Genomic DNA, 25,495 nt, shown 5'->3' on the forward strand with positions numbered 1-25,495 from the left:
TGACGCCCCTGGCGGCATGATCGAGCCCCGCGAGCCACCGTGACCCGCGGGCCAGTTCTGAAGGAGTACGCATGGCTGTCTACAACTACGACGTAGTGGTGCTGGGTTCCGGCCCGGCCGGAGAAGGCGCGGCAATGAACGCCGCCAAAGCAGGGCGCAAGGTGGCAATGGTCGACAGTCGTCGTCAGGTCGGCGGCAACTGCACCCACCTGGGCACCATCCCGTCCAAGGCACTGCGTCACTCGGTGCGGCAGATCATGCAGTTCAACACCAACCCGATGTTCCGCGCCATCGGCGAGCCGCGTTGGTTCTCGTTCCCGGACGTGCTCAAGAGCGCCGAGAAGGTGATTTCCAAGCAGGTCGCCTCGCGTACCGGCTACTACGCCCGCAACCGCGTCGATGTGTTCTTCGGTACCGGCAGCTTCGCTGACGAGCAGACAGTCGAAGTGGTGTGCCCTAACGGCGTGGTCGAAAAACTGGTGGCCAAGCACATCATCATCGCCACCGGTTCGCGCCCATACCGCCCGGCCGACATCGACTTCCACCACCCACGCGTTTACGACAGCGACACCATCCTCAGCCTGAGCCACACCCCGCGCAAGCTGATTGTCTATGGTGCTGGCGTAATTGGTTGCGAATACGCCTCGATCTTCAGCGGCCTGGGCGTGCTGGTAGAGCTGGTCGACAACCGTGGCCAGCTGCTGAGCTTCCTGGACTCGGAAATTTCCCAGGCGCTGAGCTACCACTTCAGCAACAACAACATCACTGTGCGCCACAACGAGGAGTACGAGCGGGTCGAGGGCCTGGACAACGGTGTGATCCTGCACCTGAAGTCGGGCAAGAAGATCAAGGCCGACGCTCTGCTGTGGTGTAACGGCCGTACCGGCAACACCGACAAGCTGGGCCTGGAAAACATCGGCATCAAGGTCAACAGCCGTGGCCAGATCGAGGTCGACGAGGCCTACCGCACCACCGTGCCGAACATCTATGGTGCTGGCGACGTGATCGGCTGGCCAAGCCTGGCCAGCGCCGCTCACGACCAGGGCCGTTCGGCTGCCGGCAGCATCGTCGACAATGGCAGCTGGCGCTTCGTCGATGACGTGCCGACCGGTATCTACACCATTCCGGAGATCAGCTCGATCGGCAAGAACGAGCAGGAACTGACCCAGGCCAAGGTGCCGTACGAAGTGGGCAAGGCGTTCTTCAAGAGCATGGCCCGTGCCCAGATCGCCGGTGAGCCGCAGGGCATGCTGAAGATCCTGTTCCACCGCGAAACCCTGGAAATCCTTGGCGTGCACTGCTTCGGCTACCAGGCTTCGGAGATCGTTCACATCGGCCAGGCGATCATGAACCAGCCGGGCGAGCAGAACAATCTGAAGTACTTCGTCAACACCACCTTCAACTACCCGACCATGGCCGAAGCCTATCGGGTAGCTGCCTACGACGGCCTGAACCGGCTTTTTTAAGCGGCTCCGGCCGGTGGCCTGAGCCGGTCGGGGAGACCGATTTCAGCCCTACCCGAGGGTGGTCTTGGCCAAACCGGGAAAGTCTGTAATCAGGCTGTCCACGCCAAAATCAGCGAGCCGGCGCATCAGTGCCGGTTCGTTGACCGTCCACACCGACACATGCAAACCCTGGCCCTGTGCTTTGAGCAGGCGCTCGGGGGTGCACAGCGTCCAATTCAAAGCCAATAGCTCGCAGTCGTAGTTCTGCGCGACTTTCAGCGGGTCGAGCCAGGCGTATTCGGCGACCAGACCGCGTCTCACGTCCGGCACCAGTTCCAGTGCCGCGCCCAGTACTTCCCGTGAGCTCGAGGTGATGGTCACCTTGTCCAGCAGGCCGTACTGCTGGGCCAGCTCGCGTATCGCCAGCACAGTGGTGGCTGCGCGGGTGCGCGAGGCGCTCTTGACCTCCAGCTGCCAGTGCTCGAACGGGCACTTCTCGAACAGTTCTTCCAGTTTCGGGATAGGGCAGGGCTGCACATGCCCCGGACCACCTTTGCGGGCATCGATCTTGATCAGGTCGGCGGCCGGTTGCTCGACCACTTTGCCGCGTCGGCCGGTGGTGCGCTTGAGGGTGGGGTCGTGGATGACCATCAGCTCATTGTCGGCCGACAGGTGCAGGTCCAGTTCGCAGCGGGTGACGCCGTGGGACAGGCACTGGCGGAAGCTGGTCAGGGTGTTCTCGGGTGCTTCGCCCTTGGCGCCGCGGTGGCCGTAGATCAGGGTCACGTTCGTTCCTTCAATTGAAAAAAGTGTCGGGCTCAGGAGGTGGGGGTGTTCTGTTCCAGCTGCTGGCGCCGGTGCTGCTGCTGGCGTTGCAGGATATAGCGGGCCAGCAACTGGCGCTGGGCGTCGGTCATGTCGGTGAATTCGGTGCCGACCTCGTAATCGCCACCTGGGCGTGGATCGCAATGGGTGACCCGGCCGCGCAGCAGCAGGCCATGGGCGCGTGGCATGAGCACCATCTTTACCTTCACCCGAGTGCCAGGGGCGATGTGCTGGGCCTGAGCGAACTCGATACCGCCTTCGGAGATGACCACCTCCTGCGGCTTGCCGATTTCACCGATGAGGGTCTGGGCAACCACTGCGCTGAGCAGGTCGAGGCGTTTGTTCTGGGCGCGCAGGAAGGCGGCCAGGGTGCGGTCCTTGTCGCTCAGCTGGCGCAGCAGGTGCTGGGACTCGAAGTCGGACAGGTGCAGTTCACTGAGCAGGTTGAACAGCGGGGAATCATCTTGCAACAGTTCTGTCTCAAGGGCTTCGGCCACGCTCAAGGGACTGATTTCCAGTGCGATCCGGTCTTCGATGCGGTAGTATTCGCGGCGATCTTCTTCGTCTAATGTCGTCATGGCGAACCCATGGTAGCGGCGGTGGTCCGAGTGTAAAGCCGCCGTAGGCGCCTCGCCACAAGGACGTTCCCTTTCATCCGAACAAGCCCCGACATGTTCAGACCTCTTTTTGCATTCATCGGTACGCGTTATACCCGTGCCAAGCGCCGCAATCACTTTGTCTCGTTCATTTCCCTGACCTCGATGATCGGCCTCGCCCTGGGCGTGGTGGTGATGATCGTGGTGCTCTCGGTCATGAACGGCTTCGACCACGAGATGCGTACCCGCGTGCTGGGCATGATTCCCCATGCCACGCTCGAAAGCGGCCAGCCCATCAACGACTGGTCGGCCCTCGCCCAACAAGTAAAGCAGAATCCGCAGGTGGTGGCGGTTGCGCCCTACACCCAGATGCAGGGCCTGCTGACCCACGACGGCAAGGTGCAGAAAGTGCTGCTCAATGGCATCGACCCTGGGCGTGAGCGTGAGGTGTCGATCATCGACAACTTCATCCAGCAGGGCCGCCTCGACCAATTGGCGCCGGGCGAGTGGGGCATCATGATCGGCGACAAGGCCGCCGCCAAGCTGGGTGTGGCCATCGGTGACAAACTCACTTTCGTCGCCCCCGAAGTCAGCGTGACCCCGGCCGGAATGTTCCCACGCATGAAGCGCTTCACCGTGGTGGGTACCTTCCACGTCGGCGCCGGCGAGATCGACGGCTACCTGGGCCTGACCAACATCGCCGACCTGTCGCGCCTGCACCGCTGGAAGCCAGACCAGGTGCAGGGCCTGCGCCTGAAATTCGACGATCTGTTCCAGGCGCCTCGGGTGGCCTGGAGCATCGCCCAGCGCCTGGGTGACCAGGAGTACTACAGCCGCGACTGGACCCGTACCCACGGTAACCTGTACCAGGCCATCCGCATGGAAAAAGCCATGATCGGCCTGCTGTTGCTGCTGATCGTGGCCGTGGCGGCGTTCAACATCATTTCCACCCTGGTGATGGTGGTCAACGACAAGCGCGGTGACATCGCCATCCTGCGCACCCTCGGCGCCACGCCGGGGCAGATCATGGCCATCTTCATGGTCCAGGGCACGGTGATCGGGGTGATCGGCACCTTGATCGGCGCTGTGGTCGGGATTGTCGCCGCGCTCAATGTCAGCGCGGTGATCGCCGGCATCGAGAAGCTGATCGGGCACAAGTTCCTCAACGCCGATGTGTATTTCATCGATTACCTGCCGTCGCAGATCCAGGCCAATGACGTGTACATGGTCTGCGGTGCGGCGTTGGTCCTGAGTTTCTTCGCCACCCTGTACCCGGCCTGGCGTGCGGCCCGCACCCAGCCTGCAGAGGCGCTACGTTATGAGTGAGTCGCGCATGAGTGATAAAGCCGTTCTGAGTTGCCGCAACCTGGGCAAGTCCTACGAGGAAGGCCCGGAGTCGGTGCAGGTGCTGTCCGGGTTGAACCTCGAGCTGCATGCCGGCGAGCGTGTGGCCATCGTCGGCAGTTCCGGCTCGGGCAAGAGTACCTTGCTCAATCTGCTGGGCGGCCTAGACCGGCCAACTCAGGGCAGCGTCTGGCTGGCCGGTGAAGAGTTGTCGGCACTGGGCGAGCGCGCCCGTGGCCTGCTGCGCAACCGTGAGTTGGGCTTCGTCTATCAGTTCCACCACCTGCTGCCCGAGTTCACCGCCATGGAGAACGTGTGCATGCCGCTGCTGATCGGCCGCACCGCCATCCCTGAGGCCCGCGAGCGCGCCGAGGCGCTGCTCAAGCGCGTCGGCCTGAGCCACCGCCTGCACCACAAGCCGGCCGAGTTGTCCGGTGGCGAGCGTCAGCGCGTGGCGATTGCCCGTGCCTTGGTCAACCGCCCAGGCCTGGTGATGCTCGATGAGCCGACCGGCAACCTCGACCATCACACCGCTCAGGGTATTCAGGAGCTGATGCAGGAATTGTCCAGCGCATCGAAGACCGCGTTCCTGGTGGTGACCCACGACCTGAATCTGGCGCGCCAGATGGACCGCGTGCTGAAGCTCGACGATGGCCACCTGGTGGCGATCTGACCAGCTTGCTCGGGGCGGCCTGAGTCGCCCCGCCACTTTTTCATTGGGTGTTTTCGTACATGTTCAGACCCTTGCCCTTGTTCATCGGTGCTCGCTACACCCGTGCCAAGCGCCGCAACCACTTCATCTCGTTCATCTCAATGACCTCGATGATCGGCCTGTCCCTGGGCGTGCTGGCGATGATCGTGGTGTTGTCGGTGATGAACGGCTTCCAGCGCGAGATGAGCTCGCGCATTCTCGGCCTGGTGCCCCATGCCGCCATCCTCGGCGTGCAGCCGCTGGACGACTGGCGCAAGGCGGCCGACGCCGCCATGAGCAACCCGGCGGTGATGGCGGCTGCACCGATCACTGAAATGGAAGGCATGCTGTCGTACAAAGGCGCCATGCAGCCGATTCAGGTCAGCGGTGTCGACCCGGCCGAGGAGGGCAAGGTGTCCATCGTCGGCCAGCACATCGTCCAGGGCCGTTTGCAGGCCCTGCAGCCGGGCGAGTATGGCGTGGTCATTGGTGAGCTCACTGCGCGTCGGTTCCGCCTCAATACCGGCGACAAACTGACCCTGATCGTGCCGGAAATCAGCAAGGAACCCGGCGGCATCACCCCGCGCATGCAGCGTCTGACCGTGGTCGGTATCTTCAAGGTTGGCGCCGAGCTGGATGGTTCGCAGGCCTACATGCATGTGGCCGATGCTGGTGAAATGCAGCACTGGGCTGCGGGCCAGGTCCAGGGCGTACGCCTGAAACTGCATGACTTGTACGCTGCGCCCCAGGTATCCAAGGCCATTGCCGCCAGCCTGGGCGATGCCTATCGCGCCGATGACTGGTCGCACACCCAGGGCAGCCTGTTCAGTGCCATGAAGATGGAAAAGACCATGATCGGCCTGTTGCTGCTGATGATCATCGCGGTGGCGGCATTCAACATCATCGCGACGTTGGTGATGGTGGTGAACGACAAGGGGCCGGATATCGCCATTCTGCGCACCCTGGGCGCTACGCCAGCGCAGATCATGGGCACCTTCATGGTGCAGGGTAGCCTGATCGGTATTGTCGGTACGTTGATCGGTGGTGTGCTCGGGGTGATTGCCGCGTTCAACGTCAGCCAGATCGTCGGTTGGCTGGAACGGGTGAGCGGGCAGCACATCTTCACCTCGGATGTGTATTTCGTCAGCAGCCTGCCTTCCGAGCTGCAGTGGGGGGATGTGGCAATCATCTGTGCGGCGGGGTTGGTGATGAGCTTCCTGGCGACCATCTACCCGGCGTATCGGGCATCGCAGGTGCAGCCGGCGATTGGCCTGGCTGTTTGAAACGAATTCGAGGCCTCATCGCAGGCTTCGCCTGCTCCCACATGGATATGTCACCGATCTTGATATCGCTGCAATACCTGTAGGAGCTGGCGAAGCCTGCGATGGGCCGCCAAGCGGCCCCATTCACGGCCGATCGGGCAACTCGATCACGAACCGCGTCCACCCATCCTCACACTCCGCCCGAATGCTCCCGCCATGGGCCTGCACAATCGACCGGGTAATCGCCAGCCCCAACCCGGCATGCTCACTACTGCCTTCGCGCCGCGCCGGGTCCACCCGGTAAAACCGGTCGAACAGCCGCGGCAGTGCGGCCGGCTCGATTGCCTGCCCCGTATTGGCCACGGCGATCCGCAACCCTGGCTCCAGTGTCACCCGAATCTGCCCGCCAGCCGGCGTAAAGCGCAAAGCGTTGTCCAGCAAGTTGGACAGCGCCCGACGCAACATATGGCGGTCACCCTGCAGCATGGCCTCGCCCTCGCGCAGCATCTGCACCTCGCCGTCCTCGGCCAGCGGTGCGTAGTACTCCAGCAGCGCATCCACCTCTTCATGCAAGGCCAGCGGCACGTGGCCGGGCACCAGCAGGCCATGGTCGGCCTTGGCCAGGAACAACATGTCGTTGACCATCTGCGCCATCCATTGCAGCTCCTCCAGATTGCCATGCAGGGCTTCGCGATAGTCTTCGAGGCTGCGCGGGCGGGTGAGGGTGACCTGGGTGTGGGTCAGCAGGTTGGACAGCGGCGTGCGCAGTTCATGGGCAATGTCGGCAGAAAACGCCGACAGCCGCTGGAAGGCATCGTCCAGGCGTTGCAGCATGGCGTTCACTGTGCCGGCCAGCTCTGCCAGTTCTTCCGGCATCTGCTCCGCTGGCAAGCGGGTGGTCAGCGAGCGTGCCGACACACTGGCGGCGACCTGGCCCATTTTCCGTAACGGCTGCAGCCCACGGCGTGCGGCCCAGGCGCCGAGCAATGCAGTGGCCAGTGCCGACAACCCTACCGTCAGCCAGATCAGGCGTTGCATGCCCTGCAGAAAATGCTGGTGGTGGGTGATGCCCAGAAACAACGTCAGTCGTGCGGAGTGCGGGTCGCTCTCGACCAAAGGTCCCGACAGGCTGCGGTAATCCATGCCGTTGTCATGCAGGGTCGCCAGCCCGGCAGGCGAGGGCGCTTCGGGCAGGGTCGAATGGCTGTCGAACCACAGCGTGCCATCCCGGCCCTGAATGCGCAGGGCAAGGTCCGACTGGTGGCTGAGTTCGTTGCGCAAGGCCGGCAAGCGTGTTTGCAGGTCGGTCGTGCTGGTGACGCCAGCCAGCTGGGTGCGAAACAGCGACAGACGCGATTCGAGCAACTGTTGGTCCAATTCGACGAAGTGTTGCCGACTGGCATGGCTGAACAGCAAACCCGCGCCCAGGGAAACCGCTGCGGTACAGGCGGCGAAAAGCAGTGCCAGACGGCTGCTCAGGGACAGCCGGCGCATCAGTCCTGGCGCTCTTCGAGGACATAGCCCATGCCGCGTACGGTATGGATCAGCTTGTTGGCATGCGGGTCGTCGATCTTCAGCCGCAGGCGGCGGATGGCCACTTCGATGACATTGGTATCGCTGTCGAAATTCATGTCCCAGACCTGGGAGGCAATCAGCGACTTGGGCAACACCTCGCCCTGGCGACGCAGCAACAATTCCAGCAGGGCAAACTCCTTGGCGGTCAGGTCGATGCGCTGGCCGGCACGGTCTGCGCGGCGGCGAATCAAGTCCAGGCGCAGGTCGGCCAGGCTCAGGCTGGTGTCCTGGCTATGGTTGGCGCCACGGCGCAGCAGGCTGCGCACCCGGGCCAGCAGTTCGGAGAAGGCGAAGGGCTTGACCAGGTAGTCGTCGGCGCCCAGTTCCAGGCCCTGGACCCGGTCCTCGATGGCGTCGCGAGCGGTGAGGAACAGCACTGGCGTGTCCAGGCCGGCTTGCCTTACAGCCTGCAAGATTTGCCAGCCGTCGCGTCCCGGCAACATCACATCGAGTATCAGCAGGTCATGGTCGCCGGTCAGTGCCAGGTATTGGCCAGTCTCGCCATCGGCGGCCAGCTCGGTGGTGAAGCCTGCTTCAGTCAGGCCCTGACACAGGTACTGACCGGTGCGGGCCTGGTCTTCGACGATCAGCAGTTTCATGCATAGTCCGTGGTGGCAGAAGGGGTACGTGGAAATGATACGTGACGATGTGCTCGCTCGCCCAAGCTGACAAAGTTGTAATCTTCCCGTCAGGTAACCGCCAGTCGCACATTTTAAAGTGTTCGCATCACGCTGCATTTTTCGGAGTCTTCATGAAACACCTGTTCATCGCCGCCGCCCTCGCTCTGGTCAGCTTGCCCAGTTTTGCCGGTCAGGCGAAAGATTTTGCCTTCGGCGAGCCGGCCCCGGCAGCCAAGGCCACTCGTACTGTCGAGGTGGTGCTCAAGGATATTTCCTTCGAACCGAAAAGCCTGCAGGTCAAGGCCGGCGAAACGGTTCGCTTCGTCCTGGTCAATGAGGGCAAGCTGCCCCACGAATTCAACCTGGGTGACAAGGCGATGCATGTCGAGCACCAGAAGGAAATGATTGCCATGCAGGGCAAGCTGTTCACGGCCGGCATGAACCACGAAGGCATGGACCATGGCCAGATGGGCCACGGTGCCCACGGCGCTGGCAACACCGTGCTGGTGCAGCCTGGCCAGCGTGCCGAGTTGACCTGGACCTTCCACCAATCGGCGCCCATCGAGTTCGCCTGCAATGTGCCTGGGCATTACCAGGCCGGCATGGTCGGCTCGTTGACCATCGAGTGACAAGAGCCCCAAGGCGGGGTGTAAAAACGGTAGACTAAGGGCAATTTCGAACCTTCAGGTCAGTTTCCATGCATCCCGCCGCCGAACATTCCCCGCTGGGCAAGTCCAGCGAATACATCGCCACCTACACGCCTACGCTGCTGTTCCCGATCCCACGTACGGCCAAGTGGGCCGAGCTGGGCGTAACCGCCCAGACCCTGCCGTGGCAAGGTGTGGATTACTGGAACTGTTTCGAGCTGTCCTGGCTGCTGCCGTCGGGCAAGCCGGTGGTGGCGATCGGCGAGTTCGCCATTCCGGCCGATTCGCCGAACATCATCGAGTCCAAGTCGTTCAAGTTGTACCTCAACTCGTTGAACCAGACGGTGTTCGAGTCGGCTGCCCAGTTGCAGGCATGTCTGGTGAAGGATCTGTCCGCTGCAGCCGGCAAACCGGTGGGCGTGCAGGTGCGCACTTTGGCCGAAGTCGAAGTGCAAGGCGTAGTTGCGCTGCCTGGGCAATGCATCGATGTGCTGGACGTCACCATCCACAATTACGAGCAACCTCGGCCTGAGCTGTTGCATTGCGACCCTGAGCGGGTGGTGGAAGAGACGGTGCACAGTCACTTGCTCAAATCCAACTGCCCGGTGACCGGCCAGCCGGACTGGGGCAGCGTGGTGGTCGAGTACAAGGGCAAGGCGCTGGACCATGCCAGCCTGCTGACCTACCTGATCAGCTTCCGTCAGCATGCTGACTTCCATGAGCAGTGCGTGGAGCGGATCTACCTTGATTTGAAGAATTTGCTCGAGCCTGAGCATTTGACGGTCTATGCGCGCTATGTGCGTCGGGGTGGGCTGGATATCAACCCGTATCGCAGTACTGGGGCCATCAGCCCGCAGAACCTGCGGCTGGTGCGTCAGTGAGTCAGGGGCCGCTTCGCGCCCCATCGCAGGCTTCGCCAGCTCCCACGGTTGCAATGATATCCGTGGGAGCTGGCGAAGCCTGCGATGGGGCGCGAAGCGGCCCTGGCTATATCAAATACCCATGCTGTGCAGGGAGTTGGCAATACTGCGCAGGGTAGCGGTCAGATCCGGGTGATCGGCCTCGAAACGCTCGATCGCCAGGTTCACCCCGTCCACCAGGTTATTGTCCGGCGTTGCCTCCTCAAGCTTCAACTGCGCCTCGATCTGCCGCGCCTCTTCATGCAGGGCGGCCAGCTCTTCATCCGAAAGCGGCACATTTCGATCCAGTTGCTCGCGCAGGCTGTTCAGTCGCTCTTGCAATTCGCGGGCAGGCATTGGCAGTTCTCCATCAATGGCTTGGCAAGGCATGGACCTCGGCGATGGTGCAAAGGTTCTTGCCTGTCTTCAAGCGTAATCCACTCGCCAGCGCTTTGCATGACCCGCATCAACAGTGCTGTATCAGGGTTTTTCGCCTTTGCGCCGACGCTGGGCGATGTCCGCCAGGCAGTTTTCCAGCGCCTCCAGGTGGTCGATCACCGAGTGCACGCCAAGGCTGTACAGCGCCAGGGTCGCTTTGCCGCGGGCCAGTTCCTGTTCATGCGGGTTCATGGCCTGCCAATCGCTGGAGCCAAGGTCGCAGGACGGGCTGCACGCTGCCAGGCCTACGGTCCACAAGCCTGCGTTAAGGCCTGATTGCAGCAGACGTGGTTCACCGCTGACCAGTACGCAGCCTTCCAGTCGGGCACTTTCCAGCGACATCAAGGCCTGCCAGCAGGCATTCGGTGCTGGCCAGCGTGCGCCATTGGCCGAGTGCCCGGGCAGCCAAGCGGGCAGGATACTGGCCAGGCGCTTGCTCTGGGCGGAGCTCTGCTCATCGAGCCAGATACAGGGTACTTGTCGCTTGCGCAAGCCGGCCAGGGTTTCTAGTGCGCCGGGGGCGGGCAGGGGGCCGCCGTCATGTGCCTGGACCAAACAACTGCGCAGGCCAAAGAGCACAGCGGTGAAGGCAGGTGCATCGTGCATGGCAACATCCCTGAAATAGTCCGCAGGCTAGGGGGCAAATGTTACGACCCAATGACGAGCAACAGCTGTTCACAAAATATTGAGCAAAAATGTGTAAAGCTGTTTCTCAGCCCGCAAGCCTTTATACTGGCGCCTTATTTGCAGTGCACAGAGCGTGCCTGCGGCCGAGAAAATCGATGGAGAGACATCTATGCGTAGGATCGGTGCCGGTGTGATCGAGCGAGTCACCCAGGCTTGTGTCTGCGCCAGCTTGCTGCTGGCGCCCGTGGCAGCCACCCAGGCAGCCACCGAGGAGGACCCTTGGGAGGCGGTCAACCGTCCGATCTTCAGGTTCAACGACACCGTCGACACGTATGCCCTCAAGCCATTGGCCAAAGGGTACCAGGCCGTCACGCCGCAGTTCCTCGAGGATGGCATCCACAACGTCTTCCAGAACCTGGGTGATGTGACCAACCTGGTCAACGATGTGCTGCAGCTCAAACCCCGTGCTGCCGGCATCGACACTGCCCGCCTGATCGTCAACACCACCTTCGGTCTTGGTGGTTTCTTCGATGTAGGCACCAAGATGGGGCTGCAGCGTAATGACGAAGACTTCGGCCAGACCCTGGGCTACTGGGGCGTGAGCAGCGGCCCTTACGTGGTGATTCCGCTGCTGGGGCCAAGCACCGTGCGTGACGGCCTGTCCAAGTACCCGGACAGCTACACCAAGCCGTACCGCTACATCGACCATGTGCCGACCCGCAACTCGATCTTTGCCCTGGACGTGATCGACACCCGCGCCAATCTGCTGTCTGCGGAAAAGCTGATTCAGGGTGACAAGTACATCTTCATTCGCAACGCCTACCTGCAGAACCGCGAGTTCAAGGTCAAGGATGGCGAAGTCGAAGACGATTTCTGATTCATGTCGGTGTGAAAAAGGCGACCCCAGGGTCGCCTTTTTCGTAACGATTCAATGCATGGCCAGGATACGCAGGCCAAATTTCTGCTGACCGCTGGGCTGGTCGGCGATCCACACCACTTCGGTGCTGGCGTGCAACCCCTTGAGCGCCGGGTGATCGGAGTCGATGCGTACCTCAAGTCGCTCGCCGACCTGAAAGTGCTGCGGGGCCTGTACCTGCATGCCGCCGCTGGACAGGTCCAGGCACACCGCTGCGATGACCTGGCCGGCATGCAGCAGGCTGACCTCGGTATCGATGCGCATGCGGATGAAATCACGTTTTTCGCTGTGGCTGGTGGGCGTCTGAGGCATGCTGCGTCCTTCCCATCGGGTTGCACGGGTCGGCTTTCTTATAACTCCCGGTGATTTGCCCTGTAAAGTGCGGGGGAGTCGACCTACCTGTGCTTGAAACGCCTGGCGGATGGGAGTACCGTCTGCGCCTTACGAGGTACGTCTGCTAGTTGCCGGGTAAGTTTTCTTGTCCTACAACTCAAAGAGAGTGTTACCACAGAGTTTCCCTGTAGTCGGCTGTCAGCCTTGATGACACCGCTTCACCAACCCAAACCGGCGCCGTTCGCCCACATGCAGAAAACCAGTGCAACGCTGCTGATCATCGATGACGACGACGTGGTCCGTGCGAGCCTCGCCGCCTATCTGGAAGACAGTGGCTTCAGCGTCCTCCAGGCCAGTAATGGCCAGCAGGGACTTCAGGTCTTCGAAGAACACCAGCCCGACCTCGTGATCTGCGATCTGCGCATGCCGCAGATGGGCGGCCTCGAACTGATCCGTCAGGTCAGCGAGCGTGCGCCGCAGTTGCCAGTCATCGTGGTGTCCGGGGCCGGGGTGATGAGCGATGCCGTCGAGGCCCTGCGCCTGGGCGCGGCTGACTACCTGATCAAGCCGCTGGAAGACCTTGCGGTACTCGAACATTCGGTACGCAGGGCGCTCGATCGCTCGCGGCTGGTGCTGGAAAACCAGCGCTACCGCGAAAAGCTGGAGGCGGCCAACCGCGAGCTCGAGGCCAGCCTGCACCTGTTGCAGGAAGACCAGACCGCCGGTCGCCAAGTGCAGATGAACATGCTGCCGGAAAGCCCATGGGAAGCCGGCGAGTTCGTGTTCGAACACCAGATCATTCCGTCGCTGTACCTGTCTGGCGATTTTGCCGACTACTTCCGCGTGGATGACCGACGTATTGCCTTCTATCTGGCCGATGTTTCGGGCCATGGCGCGTCCTCGGCGTTCGTCACCGTGTTGCTCAAGTTCATGACCACACGGTTGTTGTTCGAGCTCAAACGCAACAGGAACCGCGAGTTCAAGCCTTCGGAAGTGCTCAGCCATATCAACCGCGGGTTGATCAACTGCAAGCTGGGCAAGCATGTGACAATGGTAGGCGGGGTGATCGACGAGGAAACCGGCCTGCTGACCTACGCCGTAGGTGGCCATTTGCCGCTGCCGGTGCTGTATACCCCGGGTCAGGCCCGTTACCTGGAAGGCCGTGGCTTGCCGGTGGGCCTGTTCGACGAGGCCACCTATCAGGACCTGGTGCTTGAGCTGCCGCCGCAGTTCAGTCTGAGCTTGATGTCCGATGGCATTCTGGACCTTTTGCCGGGGAGCACGCTCAAAGATAAAGAAGCTGCCTTGCCGGAAATCGTCAAGGCAGCGGGTGGTAGCCTGGATGGGCTGCGCCAACGATTTGGATTGGCTACGCTTGGGGAGATGCCGGATGATATCGCCCTATTGGTGTTGAGCAGGAACCTTCAATGAGTACCGGTAGAATCCAGTTCGCCGAGCAAAGCGGTACCTTTGTACTGAAATTTGTGGGTGAAGTGCGCCTGACCCTGTGTTCGGCGCTGGATGCGACGATCGAGAAGATCTTCACCGCGCTGAACTTCTCGGCCATCGTCATCGACTTGACCGAGACCGAAAGCATCGACAGCACCACCTTGGGCCTGCTGGCCAAGCTGTCGATCCTGTCGCGGCAGAAGGTTGGCCTGTTGCCGACCGTGGTCACCACGAACCCGGACATCTCGCGTCTGCTGCAGTCGATGGGCTTCGATCAGGTGTTCAACATCGTCGATCGTCCGGTGCCGTGCCCGGAATGCCTGACCGACTTGCCGTCCCAGGACCAGAATGAAGACGTGGTGCGTTCCAAGGTGCTGGAGGCGCACAAGATTCTGATGGGGTTGAATGACTCCAACCGTGAAGCCTTCCATGACCTGGTGAGCGCGCTCGAGCGGACCTGACGCCAGATCCGCGTTGCTGCCTTCGCGGGTAAACCCGCTCCCACAGGTGCAGTGCTGCCTCTTGTGGGAGCGGGTTTACCCGCGAAGGGGTCAGCAAAACCATCTTCAAACTTCACACCCGCCGCGCAAACTCCGTCGCCGTGCCACCCTCGGCATTCAACTGAAACACCCGCACTGGCCGACCCTCGTCATCGAAGAACACCTGCCCCAGCCCCGCGCTGTTCCACAGTCGCTCGCCCGCATCGGCATGGCTGGGCGTTTGTGGCACGACCTCCATCTCCCGGCGCTTGGTGAACCAATTGAGCGGCGAGCGCGGTGAGTACAGCCAGCGGTTGAGCCGGTCGAGCACCGCCAATAAACGCTCGGGAAACTCGTTCTTGATGCCGCTGCTGGTGATCTGCCACAGATGTGGGCTGCGCTGGCGATGGCGAATCAGTACTTCATAGACGAACGAATAGTGCACATCACCCGACAGAATCACGTAATGCCCGGGTGTGCGCGAATGGCGGAAGATGTTGAGAATCACCTGTGCGGCGCCCCGGTGTGCCATCCAGTTTTCGGCATCTACCAGTAGCGGGTAACCCAGCCAGCTGAACACCTTCTGCACCGTTTCGATCAGCTTGACCCCGAAAATTGGTGCCGGTGACACGATAATGGCTGATGGGTGGTCCAGCAGCGCGTGCTGCAGCTCACACAGCGCTTCCCAATCCAATAGACCCGAGGGCTTGGCCAAGTTGCTTTCGCTTCGCCAGCGACGGGTACGGGTGTCCAGCACCAGCAGGGGCGGGTTGCTGGGCAGGTTGAACTGCCAGCCCTGAAAACGCAGCAGCTCGCCGATTAGTTCATCCTGCACCTGGCTGCCCGGCGTGGCCTGCGCCAGCGCGCCAGCTTGCCCGACCAGGGCGTTGCAGCCATCCGGGTCATTGCCCCAGGCCTGGCACAAAAGGTAGCCCAGCAGGGCGTTGCCGATGATCCGTCGCGAGAAGGGGTGGCCATAGGCGGTTTCTTCCCATTGCGCCGAGAGGTTCCAGTCGTCGGTGATGTCATGGTCATCGAAGATCATCAGGCAGGGCAGATGGGCCATGACCCGCGCCACCTGGCCCAGGTTGGCCGCGAAGGCTTCGATTGGCGGCAGCTCATGGCGATAGCGTGCCTGGCGCTGCGGGTTCAAACCCGAGGGCATGGTCATGTCGACCAGCTGCCAGGGGGTGGGTGACCACACCAGCAAGTACATCGCCATTACCTCGGCGAAGGTCACCAGGTGGTTGTCGGCGTTGCTGGACGAAAAGATCGGCTTGCGTTTGCCGCCGAAGAAGCGCTCGCGCAAGGTTTCGTTGCGCTCCTGCTCCGGGAGCAGGTCGGCCCGGTGGTAATAACAGGCCGGGTGACGGTACAGCGCGGCGCTGTCGGCGACCAGGGCACCGTCCAGCGCCTCGTCCAGCAGCCCCAGGCGCTCGATCAGCCCATGGATGGCCTTGAGCATTGGGCCGGCAACGTCATCGGCATAGACCTGATCGCCGGTCATCAACAATAGTGCAGGGCGCTGTTCGGGGCGCTGGCATTGCTGGAGCAGCCGGTCGGCGCACAACAGGCCATCGGTGGCCGCATGATGCGGTTTACGGCACGAGCCGTGGAGTAACTGGTCGAGGCGTTCGCGCAGCACGAAGCTTGGGCGCTGGCGGCCAGGGTAGAGCAGGTGTGCAGCCCAGTCGGCAATACCCAGGCCGTTGAGGCGTACGTCGTATTCGAGTTCGACGTTGTAGGGTAGCGGCTGCGCGAAGTGGATATCCAGCAGGTGCAGGAACGCATGCTGGCCGACCGGGATGACCTGACAATCGACGCTGGCGTCGATGCCAGGGCAATCCAGCATGAACTCGGGTTGCAACGGTTGCGTACAGGCAAGCCAGATGGCCAGGCGCTGAGACTCCAGGCGACGCAGAACCGGGCCAGCGAGAACGAGCGGCAAAGGTGAGGAGGGGGTCATCGACAGCTCTGGTGGCTAATAGGCCCTATCGCTGGCACGCCAGCTACCGGAGGGCATGAAGCAAAACGGGCGGAAAATGCTGAACACTTCCCGCCCGTCAGGCAAACCCGATATGTATCAGGCTTTTTCAGCCATCAGTTTTTCCAGTTTTTCCTGGTCGCGGGCGAACTGGCGAATACCCTCGGCCAGCTTCTCGGTGCCCATGGCATCTTCGTTCATCGCCCAGCGGAACTGGCTTTCGTTCAGTTGCTGCTTGGCCTCACCGGCATTGCCCGGCTTCAGTACCCGAGGCAACTGGCCTTGATCGTCGCTCAGCTGCTGCAGAAGCTCCGGGCTGATGGTCAGGCGGTCGCAGCCAGCCAGCTGTTCGATCTGGCCGATGTTACGGAAGCTGGCGCCCATGACCACGGTGTTGTAGCCATTGGCCTTGTAGTAGTTGTAGATACGCGTGACCGACTGCACGCCGGGGTCTTCGGCGCCCACGTATTCCTGGCCGGTGCTCTTCTTGTACCAGTCGTAGATACGGCCCACGAACGGCGAGATCAGGAACACCCCGGCATCGGCACAGGCCTGGGCCTGGGCGAAGGAGAACAGCAGGGTCAGGTTGGTCTGGATGCCTTCTTTTTCCAGCTTCTCGGCGGCGCGGATGCCTTCCCAGGTGGAGGCCAGCTTGATCAGCACGCGGTCTTTGCCGATGCCGGCGGCATCGTACAGCTCGATCAACTGGCGAGCTTTGTTGAGCAGCGCCGGCTCATCGAACGACAGGCGTGCATCCACCTCGGTGGAGATGCGCCCAGGAATGACCTTGAGAATGCCCGCGCCCACGGCCACGGCGAACTTGTCGCAGGCCAGGTCCACGTTGCCCTTGGTATCGGCCTTCACCTGCTTGAGCAGGTCGGCGTAGCCAGGAATGGCGGCTGCCTTGAGCAGCAGCGACGGGTTGGTGGTGGCATCGACCGGCTTGAGGCGGGTGATGGCATCCAGGTCCCCGGTGTCGGCGACCACGGTGGTGAACTGCTTGAGTTGTTCCAGCTTGGAGGTCATGGGCGTGCTCTGTCCTGTGCAATGACTCGACATTACCCGAGCCCTTGCGGCCACTCAAGGCCCGTCGAAGCGACTCGGTCACCCATCCGGCAAACACCGCGAATCCCCTGCAGGAGCGGGCTTGCCCGCGATGGGCGGCGCAGCAGCCCCAGGGTCTACCGGCAAACACGCCGATCCCACCCAAAGGCCCTGCGAAAGGTGAAGCTTCGAGTCTCAACCCGCCCAGAGGTTCAACGCCCCTGCAGCAGCTCCGCCGCCTGGTCGAACACCACCAACGGCTCCGGCGCCTTGTGAATGTCCGCCGACAGCAGCTGCCGGAACCGGCGCGCCCCAGGGAACCCTTGGCCAAGCCCGAGAATATGCCGGGTGATGTGATGCATTGCGCCACCGCTTTGCATGTGCGCGACGATGTATGGCCGCAGCTTCTCCAGCGCTTCACTGCGGCTGACCACCGGCGCATCACTGCCGAACAGCTGTTGGTCCACTTCGGCCAGCAGGTACGGGTTGTGATAGGCCTCACGCCCCAGCATCACGCCATCGAAGGTCTCAAGGTGCGCCTGGCACTCGTCCAACGTCTTGATGCCACCGTTGAGCACGATTTCCAGGTCTGGAAAGTCCGCTTTCAGCTGCGCCGCCACGTCATAGCGCAGCGGCGGAATTTCGCGGTTTTCCTTGGGCGACAGCCCTTCGAGGATGGCGATGCGCGCATGCACGGTGAAGCTGCGGCAGCCGGCCTCGCGCACCTGGCCGACGAAGTCGCACAGCTCGGCATAGCTGTCGCGGCCATTGATGCCGATGCGGTGCTTGACCGTGACCGGGGTCGACACCGCGTCACGCATGGCCTTGACGCAATCGGCCACCAACGCTGGGTGAGCCATCAGGCAGGCACCGATCATGTTGTTCTGCACCCGGTCGCTCGGGCAGCCGACGTTGAGGTTGACCTCGTCGTAGCCGGCTTCCTCTGCCAGCTTGGCGCAGGCGGCCAGGTCGGCCGGCACGCTGCCGCCCAGCTGCAGGGCCAGCGGGTGCTCGGAGACATCGTGGCGCAGGAAACGGTGGGCGTCGTTGTGCAGCAGGGCACCGGTGGTGACCATTTCGGTGTAGAGCAGGGTTTGCTTGGACAACAGGCGCAGGAAGAACCGGCAGTGGCGGTCGGTCCAGTCCATCATCGGTGCAACGCTGAAGCGGCGGGATGGGTCAGGACGCTGGGTTACTGGGCTTGCTACGGATTCTTGAGGCATTGAGGGCACGTATTGGCTACCGGACTCGGCGATGCCGAGCGGGTGGATGTGTGGAATCGGCATAGTCTACCAACTCGGCGGGCTTCTCGTCTGACCCAGTGATGGTTGGCGGTTCCTACAGGTAATTCGCGTCATCTGATGTAGGACGTTTCCTATTAATTGGGGATCCGCCTCCAAAGGATTGAGGGGGAGATGATGAGTGCGTAACCTCAATTTTGTTCAGACAGGTTTTCACATTGGCGTGGAAGGATGAACGACACTCACTTTCAGAACAATTAATCAGCTGTGACATGGCTTGCGCCAGCGCAGGCACCCGGACTGCAGCCCGTAGCTCTTCTGCAGTGATTTTTCGATCGCCAGCGCGGTCGATGATATCGAGCAAACGCGCCTTGATCGGGCCTTCGTCACCGGCATTTGCCATGGGGCTGTAGCGCTGCAGCTGTTTATCCGTCAGGCGCTTGAGGGGCCGCAGGAGTTTGTCAAATTCTGACTTGCCCCGATGGGTTAGTCCCTCCCTGAACCGGTGATACTTTCCGCAGCTAGTTTTACCAGGGAGTAATATCGTTGATGGAATCGACGAAGATCTTTGCACCACAGAACCGCCGACTGATCAAACTCACCACCCCCATCCGAGATGACCAGGCGTTGTTGCTGGAACATTTCAGCGGCAATGAAGGGTTATCCAGGCTGTTCAGCTTCGAGCTGTCGTTGATCAGCCAGGATGCCAGGCTCGAACTCAAATCATTGATCGGCCAACCTGCCTGTCTGGACATTGAGCTTGCCGACGGCGGTGTACGCCATATCCATGGTCTCATCACCCGGTTCAACCTGCTGGGCAGCGACGGTGGCTTGGCGCGTTACAGCGCGACACTGAGCCCCTGGCTGTGGATGCTGAAGCGACGCTTTGATTCGCGGATCTTCCAAGAGCAGACCATTGAGGCGGTCATCCGCACGGTTTTCGAGCATTACGGCGGGCTGGGCACATTCGAGTTCCGCCTGCTGAAGCCTCTCAAATCCCACAGCTACATCACCCAGTATCGCGAAACCGACCTGGATTTCGTGTTGCGCTTGCTGGAGCAGGACGGCCTGTTCTTCTACTTCGATCACGACAAGGACGGGCACAGCCTGATCATCACGGATGACTCCCATGCCCTGCAAGCGTTGCCCGAACAACCGCAAATCCGCTACCACAGCGCCTTTGTCACCGAGACCAGTGACTCGATCACCCAATGGCGCAGCCACCGGGTATTGCAATCGGGCAAGATGGCCATCCAGACGTTCGACTACAAGCAGCCAAGAAATCGGCTGCCCATCCACATGGGCAGCCTCAATGAACAGGGCGATGTCGCGCCCTACGAAGTGTACGATTTTCTCGGTGCCTACAGCCATCGCCTGCCTGACGGGGGCGAGGCGCTGGTCCGTCGCCGTCTGGAGGTCATTGAAGCCCAGGCCAAGACCTTCACCGGCACCAGCAACTGCCGGGCCATGCGTGCGGGCTACACCTTCGAACTGACCCAGCACTTCGACCATGACGACGGCGCGGCAGAAGCTCGCCAGTTCCTGCTGGTGTCGGTCGAGCACCGGGGGCGTAACAACTATTTCTCCGATGAGCCCGCAGACTACGACAACCAGTTTGTCTGTATTCGCCAAAGCATTCCTTACCGCCACCCGATCACCGTGCCGCGTCCTACCCTCAACGGCCCGCTCAGTGCGATCGTGGTCGGGCCGGAGGGCGAAGAAGTCTTCACTGACGAGCTGGCGCGGATCCAGGTCCGGTTCCACTGGCAGCGCGGCGACAGCCTGCCGCAGGGCACCACCTGGGTGCGGGTCGCGATGCCCAGCGCTGGCAGTGGCTTCGGCCATCAGTTCTTGCCACGTATCGGCCAGGAAGTGCTGGTCACCTTCCTGGCAGGCGATATCGACCGCCCCGTGGTCACCTCGGTGCTGTACAACGCCGAGCAGACACCGCCGCGCTTCAGCAAAGCCTCAGGCCTGCCAGGCAACCGCACGCTTTCCGGCATCCAGACCCAGGAGCACAAGGGCCGCGGTTTCAACGAGCTGTTGTTCGACGACACACCGGGCGCCTTGCGTGCCCGTGTTGGTACCACGCACCAGGCCACAGCGCTCAACCTGGGCAAACTCACCGAACCACGTACTGACGGCCAAGCCAAGGCCCGTGGCAACGGTGCCGAATTGCGCACCGACGCCGCGATTGCCCTGCGCGCCGCCCAGGGCATGTTGCTGACCACCTATGCCCGCCGGGACGCCACGGGAGCGCAGTTGGACCGCGAAGAACTGCTGAAGCTGCTGGCCGAGTGCGGGGAACTGTTCAAAAGCCTTGGGCAAACCGCAGCAGCACGAGGCGGGGCAGCGGTGGACAGCGAGGGAATCGACGCCTTGAGCCAGGCGCTGAAACAGTGGCCAGCACCCGACAGCGACAGCCCGGGCGAGCCACTCTTGGCCGTTGCGGCTGAGGCGGGTATCACCAGTGCCACACCGCGCTCGCAAATCCACTATGCCGGTGCGAACCACGACACCACCGCCCAGGACCACCTGCAGTTGACCAGCGGCGCCGCCATGCGCCTGCAAGCCGGCAAGGGCATCAGTGCCTTCGCCCAGGATGAGGGCCTCAGTGCCATCGCCAACCGCGGCAAAGTGCTGGTCCAGGCCCAGGAAGACGACATCACCGCCAACGCACAAAAGAACCTGCACCTGTCGGCCGCCGAAGGTGAGGTGGTCATCACCGCGCCAACCATCCGCCTGGTGGCCGATGATGGCAGCTATATCAAGATCGGCGGCGGTGTCGAAATCGGCAGCCAGGGCAGGGTGGTCGTCCATGCCAGCGAGCATGACTGGGTCGGCCCCAACACTGACAGCGCCCAGCTGCCGGCATTCACCCGCGACCCGGCCGCGCAACGCCTGGCCTTCCACTACCCGGGGCACGCCGAGGACAGCGTGCGAATGGCCGTTGACCACGCCTACCAGATCAAACTCGAAGACGGTAGCAGCATACAAGGCCTGACCGACGCCAGTGGCCTCACCGAACACGTCGAGCGCGAAGCGATGCACCAGGCACAAGTGGCTGCCTTGCGCAGCACCGGCAGCAAAGGAGGCAGCCAATGAGTGGCGATCAATATGCCGTGGCTGAAAGCGTCACCCGGCTGGTACCCAACTTCAGAACCGAACGCAAAATGGAGGTGCCCGCCGACCTGCCAGGGGTGGTGATCTTCTTGCACGGTGTGAATGACCCGGGGGCTGCTTACGAGTCGGTGGAGACGGGGTTGTGCCAAGGGGTGAATGAGCGATTGGATCGGCCTGATCTGAAAGCGGGGCGGTATGGGGCTGCCTACAATGCAGCGAAAAAACGCCCAGTTGAAGAACGCAGTCAGAATGACAAAGCCACGCTCGACGATCCAGACACGTACCTCTATCGGCGAGACACGGCCGACCCGAAAACACGCAGCCTGATGATCCCGTTTTACTGGGGCTATCGTGCTGAGCCTGGCGAGATCAAGCGCGATAAAAACGACGACCCGACCAAACTGCGCGGCCAATACCAGGACGTGTTCGAAAACCGCCTGGACCGGCACTTCGCCAAAGGCGGCGGGTTCTTCGCCAATGCCACCAACAACCTGCTGGAGATGTACAGCCAAGGCTTTGCCAAGTTTATCCGGCAAATAGTGCAAGGCACGCTATCCAACACTCAGTTCATGGGAAAAGGGCCGCACCGGCGTTACTTTGTGTTGGCGGCAACGCGCCTGGCCATGTTGGTCAGCGAGATCCGCCGTGTATCGCCCGATGAAACCATCACCATCATGGGCCACAGTCAAGGCACCTTGATTACCCTGCTTGCGCAAGCCATGTTGATCGACAAGGGCCAACGCTGTGCCGACACCGTCATCATGGTGGACACCCCTTACAGTGTGCTGCCGAAAGCCACCCCCAAAGGCCATGACACACTCGCCACGTTGATCAACATCACCACCGCAGTCACCCAGGCACCCCACGCCCAGCCGCCGCTGTCCGCACTCAGGGACAGCAAAACCTACGGAGGCCGCACGGGGCCCAAGTGGTCACCCACACAGGGCTCGCGCCAGGACAAGGTCGGCAACGTGACCGTTTTCCCCGAGCGGGACAACCGCGGCAAGGTTTACCTGTACTTTTGCCCGGACGACACCACTGTGGCCCTGGATGACGTTCATGGCATCGGTACCTATGGGGTACCCAATACCTTGCCAGACGGCAAACCGGCGATGGCGGCGTTGCAGTCCTTGCGGTTTTACCAGCGCCTGTGGACCAAGCGTCATCGCGACGGTGAGCCGATACTGGTCGGCGACGCCATACAGCAAACGGTGCTGCGTGCCAAAGGGGAACCCCGCTACCCTGGCGGGTGGTCAGCCGCCGCCGTGGCCTCGCGAGCGCCAATAGCCAAAGGTGAGGAACTCCTCATCAATGCCGAACCTTTATGCCCACCCCATGCTCCACAGATGTTTGGCGGCGAGGTCGCGTTAGGCATGGACAGCCCCGATGACGTGAGTATCCGCTCCGCGCTGGGCAATCCGCTGGCCGAATTCAAATGGTTCAAAGTGCGTACCAGCCCTTTTCTGGTAGACCTGGAAAAAGAACGTGCCCGGTGGAATGCCGACAAAGAGCCCGGTGACCAAACTGCAGGCATGCGCCATCAACTGAAGCATGGTAATCCAATGGCGGATATTCAGGATTACTACGTCATCTTGCGCGAAGAGACGCCTAATGAAATCCAGAAGCGGATGCCCGATGACCCGAAAGAAAGGGAGCCTAACAGCTACCACTCGGCCGTACTGCGCAGCCCGGAGAACCAACGTTGGGTGACGGCAATGGACATTGCTATTGGCCAGGCGCACAGCCTTGATGATCCGGCTATGCGGGAAGTGTTGGTAGCGATTGCGGATTGGAAGTTGGATAAAACGATATATATGAAGATCACTAAATTACCGGGTTGGGCGAAACTGAGTGAGGAGGCTCAAGCATTGGTTACTGCCAGTTTTCGATATTATGACAAGGGTCTGTTCCCACCTTCGGGTCTCGTATCGCTAACGCCTCCTTCCCTGGTAGCCAACGCACCTGAACAAGGAGTTGGCCGATGAAAGACTATCCATCCTCTCCCCGGACCCGGCCCAACCTCAAACCTTATCAGCTGATCGCCGGGGTACTGCTTGTCCTCTGGATCGGCTTCATCTGGATTGTCCAACTCAAAGCACAGGAAACTGACATGGTACTTCGCGACATGAAACCCGTCCTAGCCTGGGGCGTTGCTGCGATTGTTGGCCCGCTACTGATGATCTTCGGCATTCATTGGTGGGGCAACGCCATGGCCAATGAAAAAGCAGAAATGGTCGCCTATGAAAACCAGGTAAACGCCAGAAACGCCGAACGGCAGGCCGCCCAGGTTCGGACCTACGCCTTGGAAATTCGTGGAGTCGGACTTGGAATATACACAGATGGCCAGTCCGAAATCTGGCAGTTTATCAAGAAGAAAAATGACAACTTCGCTTCGGTCTACCCGCAGGACGCGAAAGACTACGACCCGTCATTAGACACTAGGGAAATCTCCGCAGGCATCAAAGTCCGTATCGCATTCAAGAACTCGGCAGGTGAGGCAGTAGCGTACTGGCCAATCCCGGTGTTTGCGCTAGGGCCGCCCGCCCCTTACGACAGCGCCTCAAGCGCAGCGAACCTGATCAATTCAGGCCGTAATGCTGCGACCTTGGGCGTTACCCAGTTTCTGTGGCAAGACAATGAAAGCACGACGCATGCTCAAGGCATGATCGAGCGACTATTCACGTTTTTTGACGATAACCCGAAGGTGCCACAAGCCTTGATCGCAAGCGAAGACGGTGACGTGACGCGAAACCTCTATCGCAAACCTGGCACACCGGGATTGCAGAATGGCCACGTGGTTCCGACGATCTACGAAAGCATGACTGGCCTGCTGGTCACGCGCTCGGACCGAGTGGATCGCTACATTCGCCCATTTGTCACCCATGACGCCGAAGACAATCAGAACAAGAACTCTGACCTGGGCAAGCTGTGGGCGTTTTACTGGGACCGGGACAGGGCGTTTATAGATTGGTATGAAGCTGCCGAGCACGCTAAAGGCGTTAAATCCCCGCTAGCCCCGGGAACCATGTCCAGCGCCTACTGGCAATCGCAACTGCCCACCTTCTGGAAAACCATCAGTAACCGCGGCCCAGGCCATTTCGAACCGTCCCCCTGGCTGCCCGTGCGTTGGGCCGAGCATCAGCTGAAGGAGTTTGACGCAGCGCCAGTACTGGGCTACCTGCACCGTCCAATCAAGGTTTCCATGCAGGACGAACACGGCAAACGCCTCAAACCCGCATTGCAGGCCAAGGCCTTGCAAGCGGGTTGGCTCAAGGCCCTCGACACGCTACCCGCAGGGCAAAAACCGGTGCGCGTGTTCTACGACACCACTGACAACGCTGAAGCGGAAATCGCCCTGACCAATGCCTTGCACAGCCTCAATACCGATGGCCAAGGCCTGGACGTGGGCAATGTCGACGAGGGCTACGACATCGGTCGACGTCTGGGCAATACCGGCGTCAGCGGCGCACTGGTGGAAATCAACCTGGCCACCATCGCCAGCTACCACGACGGCGGTGCCAGTGCTGTGGTGTACGCCGGCAGCGACGGCAGCCTCAGCGTGCAGATGATCAGCCCGCCAGATGAGGCGCGCAAAGCGAAAAACCAGCAGAACCGTGGCGCTGACCCCTTCGAGTATGGTCTCCCAACCGGGGGCGCACCCGAAGCATGAGCCATCCCATCTGCCTGGGCGACCCCACCAGCAGCGGGGGCAGCGTGCTGTCATGCCAACTGGCTGGCACCCACACCGTCAACGGCAAAACTCCAGCGGTGCTGGGTGACAAAGCCAGTTGCCCGCTTCACAAAGGGGTTTTTGCCTTTGTCGAAGGGCACCCGAGTCGTCGCCTGAATGGTAAGCCTGTGGTGCTGCAAGGTCATCGGCTGGCATGCGGGTGTCATGGTGTGGCCAGCCATGCGTTGAGTGTGAAGGTGATGTAGTCACGAGCTTCAGCCCCCAAT

At 61.4% G+C, this 25,495-nt stretch carries 23 protein-coding genes; 13 read left to right on the plus strand and 10 right to left on the minus strand.

Features of this window, described 5'->3' with window-relative positions; genetic code table 11:
- Positions 1 to 71: 71 nt before the first annotated feature.
- Positions 72 to 1,466, plus strand: coding sequence for a Si-specific NAD(P)(+) transhydrogenase (gene sthA, locus PspTeo4_RS02095; RefSeq protein ID WP_322362072.1), 1,395 nt, complete (start codon positions 72 to 74; stop codon positions 1,464 to 1,466).
- A 48-nt stretch (positions 1,467 to 1,514) separates the two neighbouring features.
- Here sthA and PspTeo4_RS02100 read toward each other — a convergent pair whose 3' ends face one another.
- Together PspTeo4_RS02100 and PspTeo4_RS02105 are read right to left on the minus strand one after the other, a co-directional pair.
- Positions 1,515 to 2,231 (minus strand): glycerophosphodiester phosphodiesterase, encoded by a 717-nt coding sequence (locus tag PspTeo4_RS02100; RefSeq protein ID WP_322362073.1) that lies wholly within the window; start codon positions 2,229 to 2,231, stop codon positions 1,515 to 1,517.
- Between the two features lie 32 nt (positions 2,232 to 2,263).
- A complete protein-coding gene (locus tag PspTeo4_RS02105) occupies positions 2,264 to 2,848 on the minus strand; it encodes a PilZ domain-containing protein (protein WP_322362074.1) in 585 nt (194 codons plus the stop codon).
- 93 nt (positions 2,849 to 2,941) lie between these two features.
- On the opposite strand from PspTeo4_RS02105, the gene PspTeo4_RS02110 reads away from it, so the two are divergent.
- Genes PspTeo4_RS02110 through PspTeo4_RS02120 form a run of 3 tightly spaced genes read left to right on the plus strand, consistent with a single transcriptional unit; the run spans position 2,942 to position 6,184 of the window.
- Positions 2,942 to 4,192, plus strand: coding sequence for a lipoprotein-releasing ABC transporter permease subunit (locus PspTeo4_RS02110; RefSeq protein WP_322362075.1), 1,251 nt, complete (start codon positions 2,942 to 2,944; stop codon positions 4,190 to 4,192).
- A gap of 7 nt (positions 4,193 to 4,199) precedes the next feature.
- Positions 4,200 to 4,883, plus strand: a complete 684-nt coding sequence (gene lolD / locus PspTeo4_RS02115; RefSeq protein ID WP_322362076.1) for a lipoprotein-releasing ABC transporter ATP-binding protein LolD — start codon at positions 4,200 to 4,202, stop codon at positions 4,881 to 4,883.
- A 59-nt stretch (positions 4,884 to 4,942) separates the two neighbouring features.
- Positions 4,943 to 6,184: a lipoprotein-releasing ABC transporter permease subunit gene (locus PspTeo4_RS02120; protein WP_322362077.1), complete on the plus strand. Its 1,242-nt coding sequence runs from the start codon at positions 4,943 to 4,945 to the stop codon at positions 6,182 to 6,184.
- A gap of 123 nt (positions 6,185 to 6,307) precedes the next feature.
- Here PspTeo4_RS02120 and PspTeo4_RS02125 read toward each other — a convergent pair whose 3' ends face one another.
- Positions 6,308 to 7,660: a heavy metal sensor histidine kinase gene (locus tag PspTeo4_RS02125; protein WP_322364783.1), complete on the minus strand. Its 1,353-nt coding sequence runs from the start codon at positions 7,658 to 7,660 to the stop codon at positions 6,308 to 6,310.
- Positions 7,657 to 8,337 (minus strand): heavy metal response regulator transcription factor, encoded by a 681-nt coding sequence (locus PspTeo4_RS02130; protein ID WP_322362078.1) that lies wholly within the window; start codon positions 8,335 to 8,337, stop codon positions 7,657 to 7,659. Before PspTeo4_RS02130 ends, PspTeo4_RS02125 begins: the two co-directional genes overlap by 4 nt.
- Positions 8,338 to 8,489: 152 nt before the next feature.
- Between PspTeo4_RS02130 and PspTeo4_RS02135 the strand changes: the two genes are divergently transcribed.
- Positions 8,490 to 8,987: a cupredoxin family protein gene (locus tag PspTeo4_RS02135; RefSeq protein WP_322362079.1), complete on the plus strand. Its 498-nt coding sequence runs from the start codon at positions 8,490 to 8,492 to the stop codon at positions 8,985 to 8,987.
- A gap of 68 nt (positions 8,988 to 9,055) precedes the next feature.
- Complete coding sequence (gene queF, locus PspTeo4_RS02140) at positions 9,056 to 9,886, plus strand: NADPH-dependent 7-cyano-7-deazaguanine reductase QueF (RefSeq protein ID WP_322362080.1); 831 nt, start codon at positions 9,056 to 9,058, stop codon at positions 9,884 to 9,886.
- 111 nt (positions 9,887 to 9,997) lie between these two features.
- Here the strand turns inward: queF and PspTeo4_RS02145 are convergent, their stop codons facing one another.
- The gene (locus tag PspTeo4_RS02145; RefSeq protein ID WP_004376395.1) at positions 9,998 to 10,261 is read right to left on the minus strand and encodes a DUF4404 family protein; all 264 of its coding nucleotides are present in this window, start codon (positions 10,259 to 10,261) and stop codon (positions 9,998 to 10,000) included.
- 123 nt (positions 10,262 to 10,384) lie between these two features.
- Positions 10,385 to 10,948, minus strand: a complete 564-nt coding sequence (locus tag PspTeo4_RS02150) for a phosphonoacetaldehyde phosphonohydrolase-related protein (RefSeq protein WP_322362081.1) — start codon at positions 10,946 to 10,948, stop codon at positions 10,385 to 10,387.
- A 190-nt stretch (positions 10,949 to 11,138) separates the two neighbouring features.
- On the opposite strand from PspTeo4_RS02150, the gene PspTeo4_RS02155 reads away from it, so the two are divergent.
- Positions 11,139 to 11,846 carry a VacJ family lipoprotein gene (locus PspTeo4_RS02155; RefSeq protein ID WP_322362082.1) on the plus strand — a complete coding sequence of 236 codons (708 nt, stop codon included), beginning with the start codon at positions 11,139 to 11,141 and terminating at the stop codon, positions 11,844 to 11,846.
- A 51-nt stretch (positions 11,847 to 11,897) separates the two neighbouring features.
- Here PspTeo4_RS02155 and PspTeo4_RS02160 read toward each other — a convergent pair whose 3' ends face one another.
- On the minus strand, positions 11,898 to 12,197 hold the full coding sequence (locus PspTeo4_RS02160) for a PilZ domain-containing protein (RefSeq protein ID WP_322362083.1): 300 nt from the start codon (positions 12,195 to 12,197) through the stop codon (positions 11,898 to 11,900).
- A 270-nt stretch (positions 12,198 to 12,467) separates the two neighbouring features.
- Here PspTeo4_RS02160 and rssB point away from each other — a divergent pair, with 270 nt between their 5' ends.
- On the plus strand, positions 12,468 to 13,649 hold the full coding sequence (rssB, locus tag PspTeo4_RS02165; RefSeq protein ID WP_322364784.1) for a two-component system response regulator RssB: 1,182 nt from the start codon (positions 12,468 to 12,470) through the stop codon (positions 13,647 to 13,649).
- Positions 13,646 to 14,128, plus strand: a complete 483-nt coding sequence (gene rssC / locus PspTeo4_RS02170) for an anti-sigma factor antagonist RssC (RefSeq protein ID WP_008099230.1) — start codon at positions 13,646 to 13,648, stop codon at positions 14,126 to 14,128. The genes rssB and rssC overlap by 4 nt, the downstream gene beginning before the upstream one ends.
- Positions 14,129 to 14,240: 112 nt before the next feature.
- Here the strand turns inward: rssC and PspTeo4_RS02175 are convergent, their stop codons facing one another.
- The 3 genes from PspTeo4_RS02175 to dusA all read right to left on the minus strand — a co-directional run bounded on the left by PspTeo4_RS02175 (position 14,241) and on the right by dusA (position 18,397).
- The gene (locus PspTeo4_RS02175; RefSeq protein WP_322362084.1) at positions 14,241 to 16,112 is read right to left on the minus strand and encodes an alkaline phosphatase D family protein; all 1,872 of its coding nucleotides are present in this window, start codon (positions 16,110 to 16,112) and stop codon (positions 14,241 to 14,243) included.
- A 117-nt stretch (positions 16,113 to 16,229) separates the two neighbouring features.
- Entirely contained in the window at positions 16,230 to 17,156 is a 927-nt protein-coding gene (gene tal / locus PspTeo4_RS02180; RefSeq protein WP_322362085.1) for a transaldolase, read from the minus strand.
- A 230-nt stretch (positions 17,157 to 17,386) separates the two neighbouring features.
- Entirely contained in the window at positions 17,387 to 18,397 is a 1,011-nt protein-coding gene (gene dusA / locus PspTeo4_RS02185) for a tRNA dihydrouridine(20/20a) synthase DusA (protein WP_322362086.1), read from the minus strand.
- A 567-nt stretch (positions 18,398 to 18,964) separates the two neighbouring features.
- Here dusA and PspTeo4_RS02190 point away from each other — a divergent pair.
- The 4 genes from PspTeo4_RS02190 to PspTeo4_RS02205 are packed head-to-tail and all read left to right on the plus strand — an operon-like array spanning position 18,965 to position 25,474.
- Positions 18,965 to 21,520 carry a type VI secretion system Vgr family protein gene (locus PspTeo4_RS02190; protein WP_322362087.1) on the plus strand — a complete coding sequence of 852 codons (2,556 nt, stop codon included), beginning with the start codon at positions 18,965 to 18,967 and terminating at the stop codon, positions 21,518 to 21,520.
- Positions 21,517 to 23,523 (plus strand): effector protein Tle3 domain-containing protein, encoded by a 2,007-nt coding sequence (locus PspTeo4_RS02195; RefSeq protein WP_322362088.1) that lies wholly within the window; start codon positions 21,517 to 21,519, stop codon positions 23,521 to 23,523. The genes PspTeo4_RS02190 and PspTeo4_RS02195 overlap by 4 nt, the downstream gene beginning before the upstream one ends.
- A complete protein-coding gene (locus PspTeo4_RS02200) occupies positions 23,520 to 25,208 on the plus strand; it encodes a type VI lipase adapter Tla3 domain-containing protein (protein ID WP_322362089.1) in 1,689 nt (562 codons plus the stop codon). Before PspTeo4_RS02195 ends, PspTeo4_RS02200 begins: the two co-directional genes overlap by 4 nt.
- Positions 25,205 to 25,474, plus strand: a complete 270-nt coding sequence (locus tag PspTeo4_RS02205) for a PAAR domain-containing protein (RefSeq protein WP_322362090.1) — start codon at positions 25,205 to 25,207, stop codon at positions 25,472 to 25,474. The genes PspTeo4_RS02200 and PspTeo4_RS02205 overlap by 4 nt, the downstream gene beginning before the upstream one ends.
- Positions 25,475 to 25,495 lie beyond the last annotated feature (21 nt).

It is taken from the genome of Pseudomonas sp. Teo4, assembly GCF_034387475.1.
In the GTDB taxonomy this organism is placed as follows: domain Bacteria; phylum Pseudomonadota; class Gammaproteobacteria; order Pseudomonadales; family Pseudomonadaceae; genus Aquipseudomonas.

Bases quoted from the DNA above. Each gene is read 5' to 3' on its own strand.
- sthA (WP_322362072.1), top strand. From the start codon at position 72: ATGGCTGTCTACAACTACGACGTAGTGGTGCTGGGTTCCGGCCCGGCC.
- PspTeo4_RS02105 (WP_322362074.1), bottom strand. From the start codon at position 2,848: ATGACGACATTAGACGAAGAAGATCGCCGCGAATACTACCGCATCGAA.
- PspTeo4_RS02110 (WP_322362075.1), top strand. From the start codon at position 2,942: ATGTTCAGACCTCTTTTTGCATTCATCGGTACGCGTTATACCCGTGCC.
- lolD (WP_322362076.1), top strand. From the start codon at position 4,200: ATGAGTGATAAAGCCGTTCTGAGTTGCCGCAACCTGGGCAAGTCCTAC.
- PspTeo4_RS02120 (WP_322362077.1), top strand. From the start codon at position 4,943: ATGTTCAGACCCTTGCCCTTGTTCATCGGTGCTCGCTACACCCGTGCC.
- PspTeo4_RS02130 (WP_322362078.1), bottom strand. From the start codon at position 8,337: ATGAAACTGCTGATCGTCGAAGACCAGGCCCGCACCGGTCAGTACCTG.
- PspTeo4_RS02135 (WP_322362079.1), top strand. From the start codon at position 8,490: ATGAAACACCTGTTCATCGCCGCCGCCCTCGCTCTGGTCAGCTTGCCC.
- queF (WP_322362080.1), top strand. From the start codon at position 9,056: ATGCATCCCGCCGCCGAACATTCCCCGCTGGGCAAGTCCAGCGAATAC.
- PspTeo4_RS02145 (WP_004376395.1), bottom strand. From the start codon at position 10,261: ATGCCTGCCCGCGAATTGCAAGAGCGACTGAACAGCCTGCGCGAGCAA.
- PspTeo4_RS02150 (WP_322362081.1), bottom strand. From the start codon at position 10,948: ATGCACGATGCACCTGCCTTCACCGCTGTGCTCTTTGGCCTGCGCAGT.
- PspTeo4_RS02155 (WP_322362082.1), top strand. From the start codon at position 11,139: ATGCGTAGGATCGGTGCCGGTGTGATCGAGCGAGTCACCCAGGCTTGT.
- PspTeo4_RS02160 (WP_322362083.1), bottom strand. From the start codon at position 12,197: ATGCCTCAGACGCCCACCAGCCACAGCGAAAAACGTGATTTCATCCGC.
- rssB (WP_322364784.1), top strand. From the start codon at position 12,468: ATGCAGAAAACCAGTGCAACGCTGCTGATCATCGATGACGACGACGTG.
- rssC (WP_008099230.1), top strand. From the start codon at position 13,646: ATGAGTACCGGTAGAATCCAGTTCGCCGAGCAAAGCGGTACCTTTGTA.
- PspTeo4_RS02175 (WP_322362084.1), bottom strand. From the start codon at position 16,112: ATGACCCCCTCCTCACCTTTGCCGCTCGTTCTCGCTGGCCCGGTTCTG.
- tal (WP_322362085.1), bottom strand. From the start codon at position 17,156: ATGACCTCCAAGCTGGAACAACTCAAGCAGTTCACCACCGTGGTCGCC.
- dusA (WP_322362086.1), bottom strand. From the start codon at position 18,397: ATGCCTCAAGAATCCGTAGCAAGCCCAGTAACCCAGCGTCCTGACCCA.
- PspTeo4_RS02190 (WP_322362087.1), top strand. From the start codon at position 18,965: ATGGAATCGACGAAGATCTTTGCACCACAGAACCGCCGACTGATCAAA.
- PspTeo4_RS02195 (WP_322362088.1), top strand. From the start codon at position 21,517: ATGAGTGGCGATCAATATGCCGTGGCTGAAAGCGTCACCCGGCTGGTA.
- PspTeo4_RS02200 (WP_322362089.1), top strand. From the start codon at position 23,520: ATGAAAGACTATCCATCCTCTCCCCGGACCCGGCCCAACCTCAAACCT.
- PspTeo4_RS02205 (WP_322362090.1), top strand. From the start codon at position 25,205: ATGAGCCATCCCATCTGCCTGGGCGACCCCACCAGCAGCGGGGGCAGC.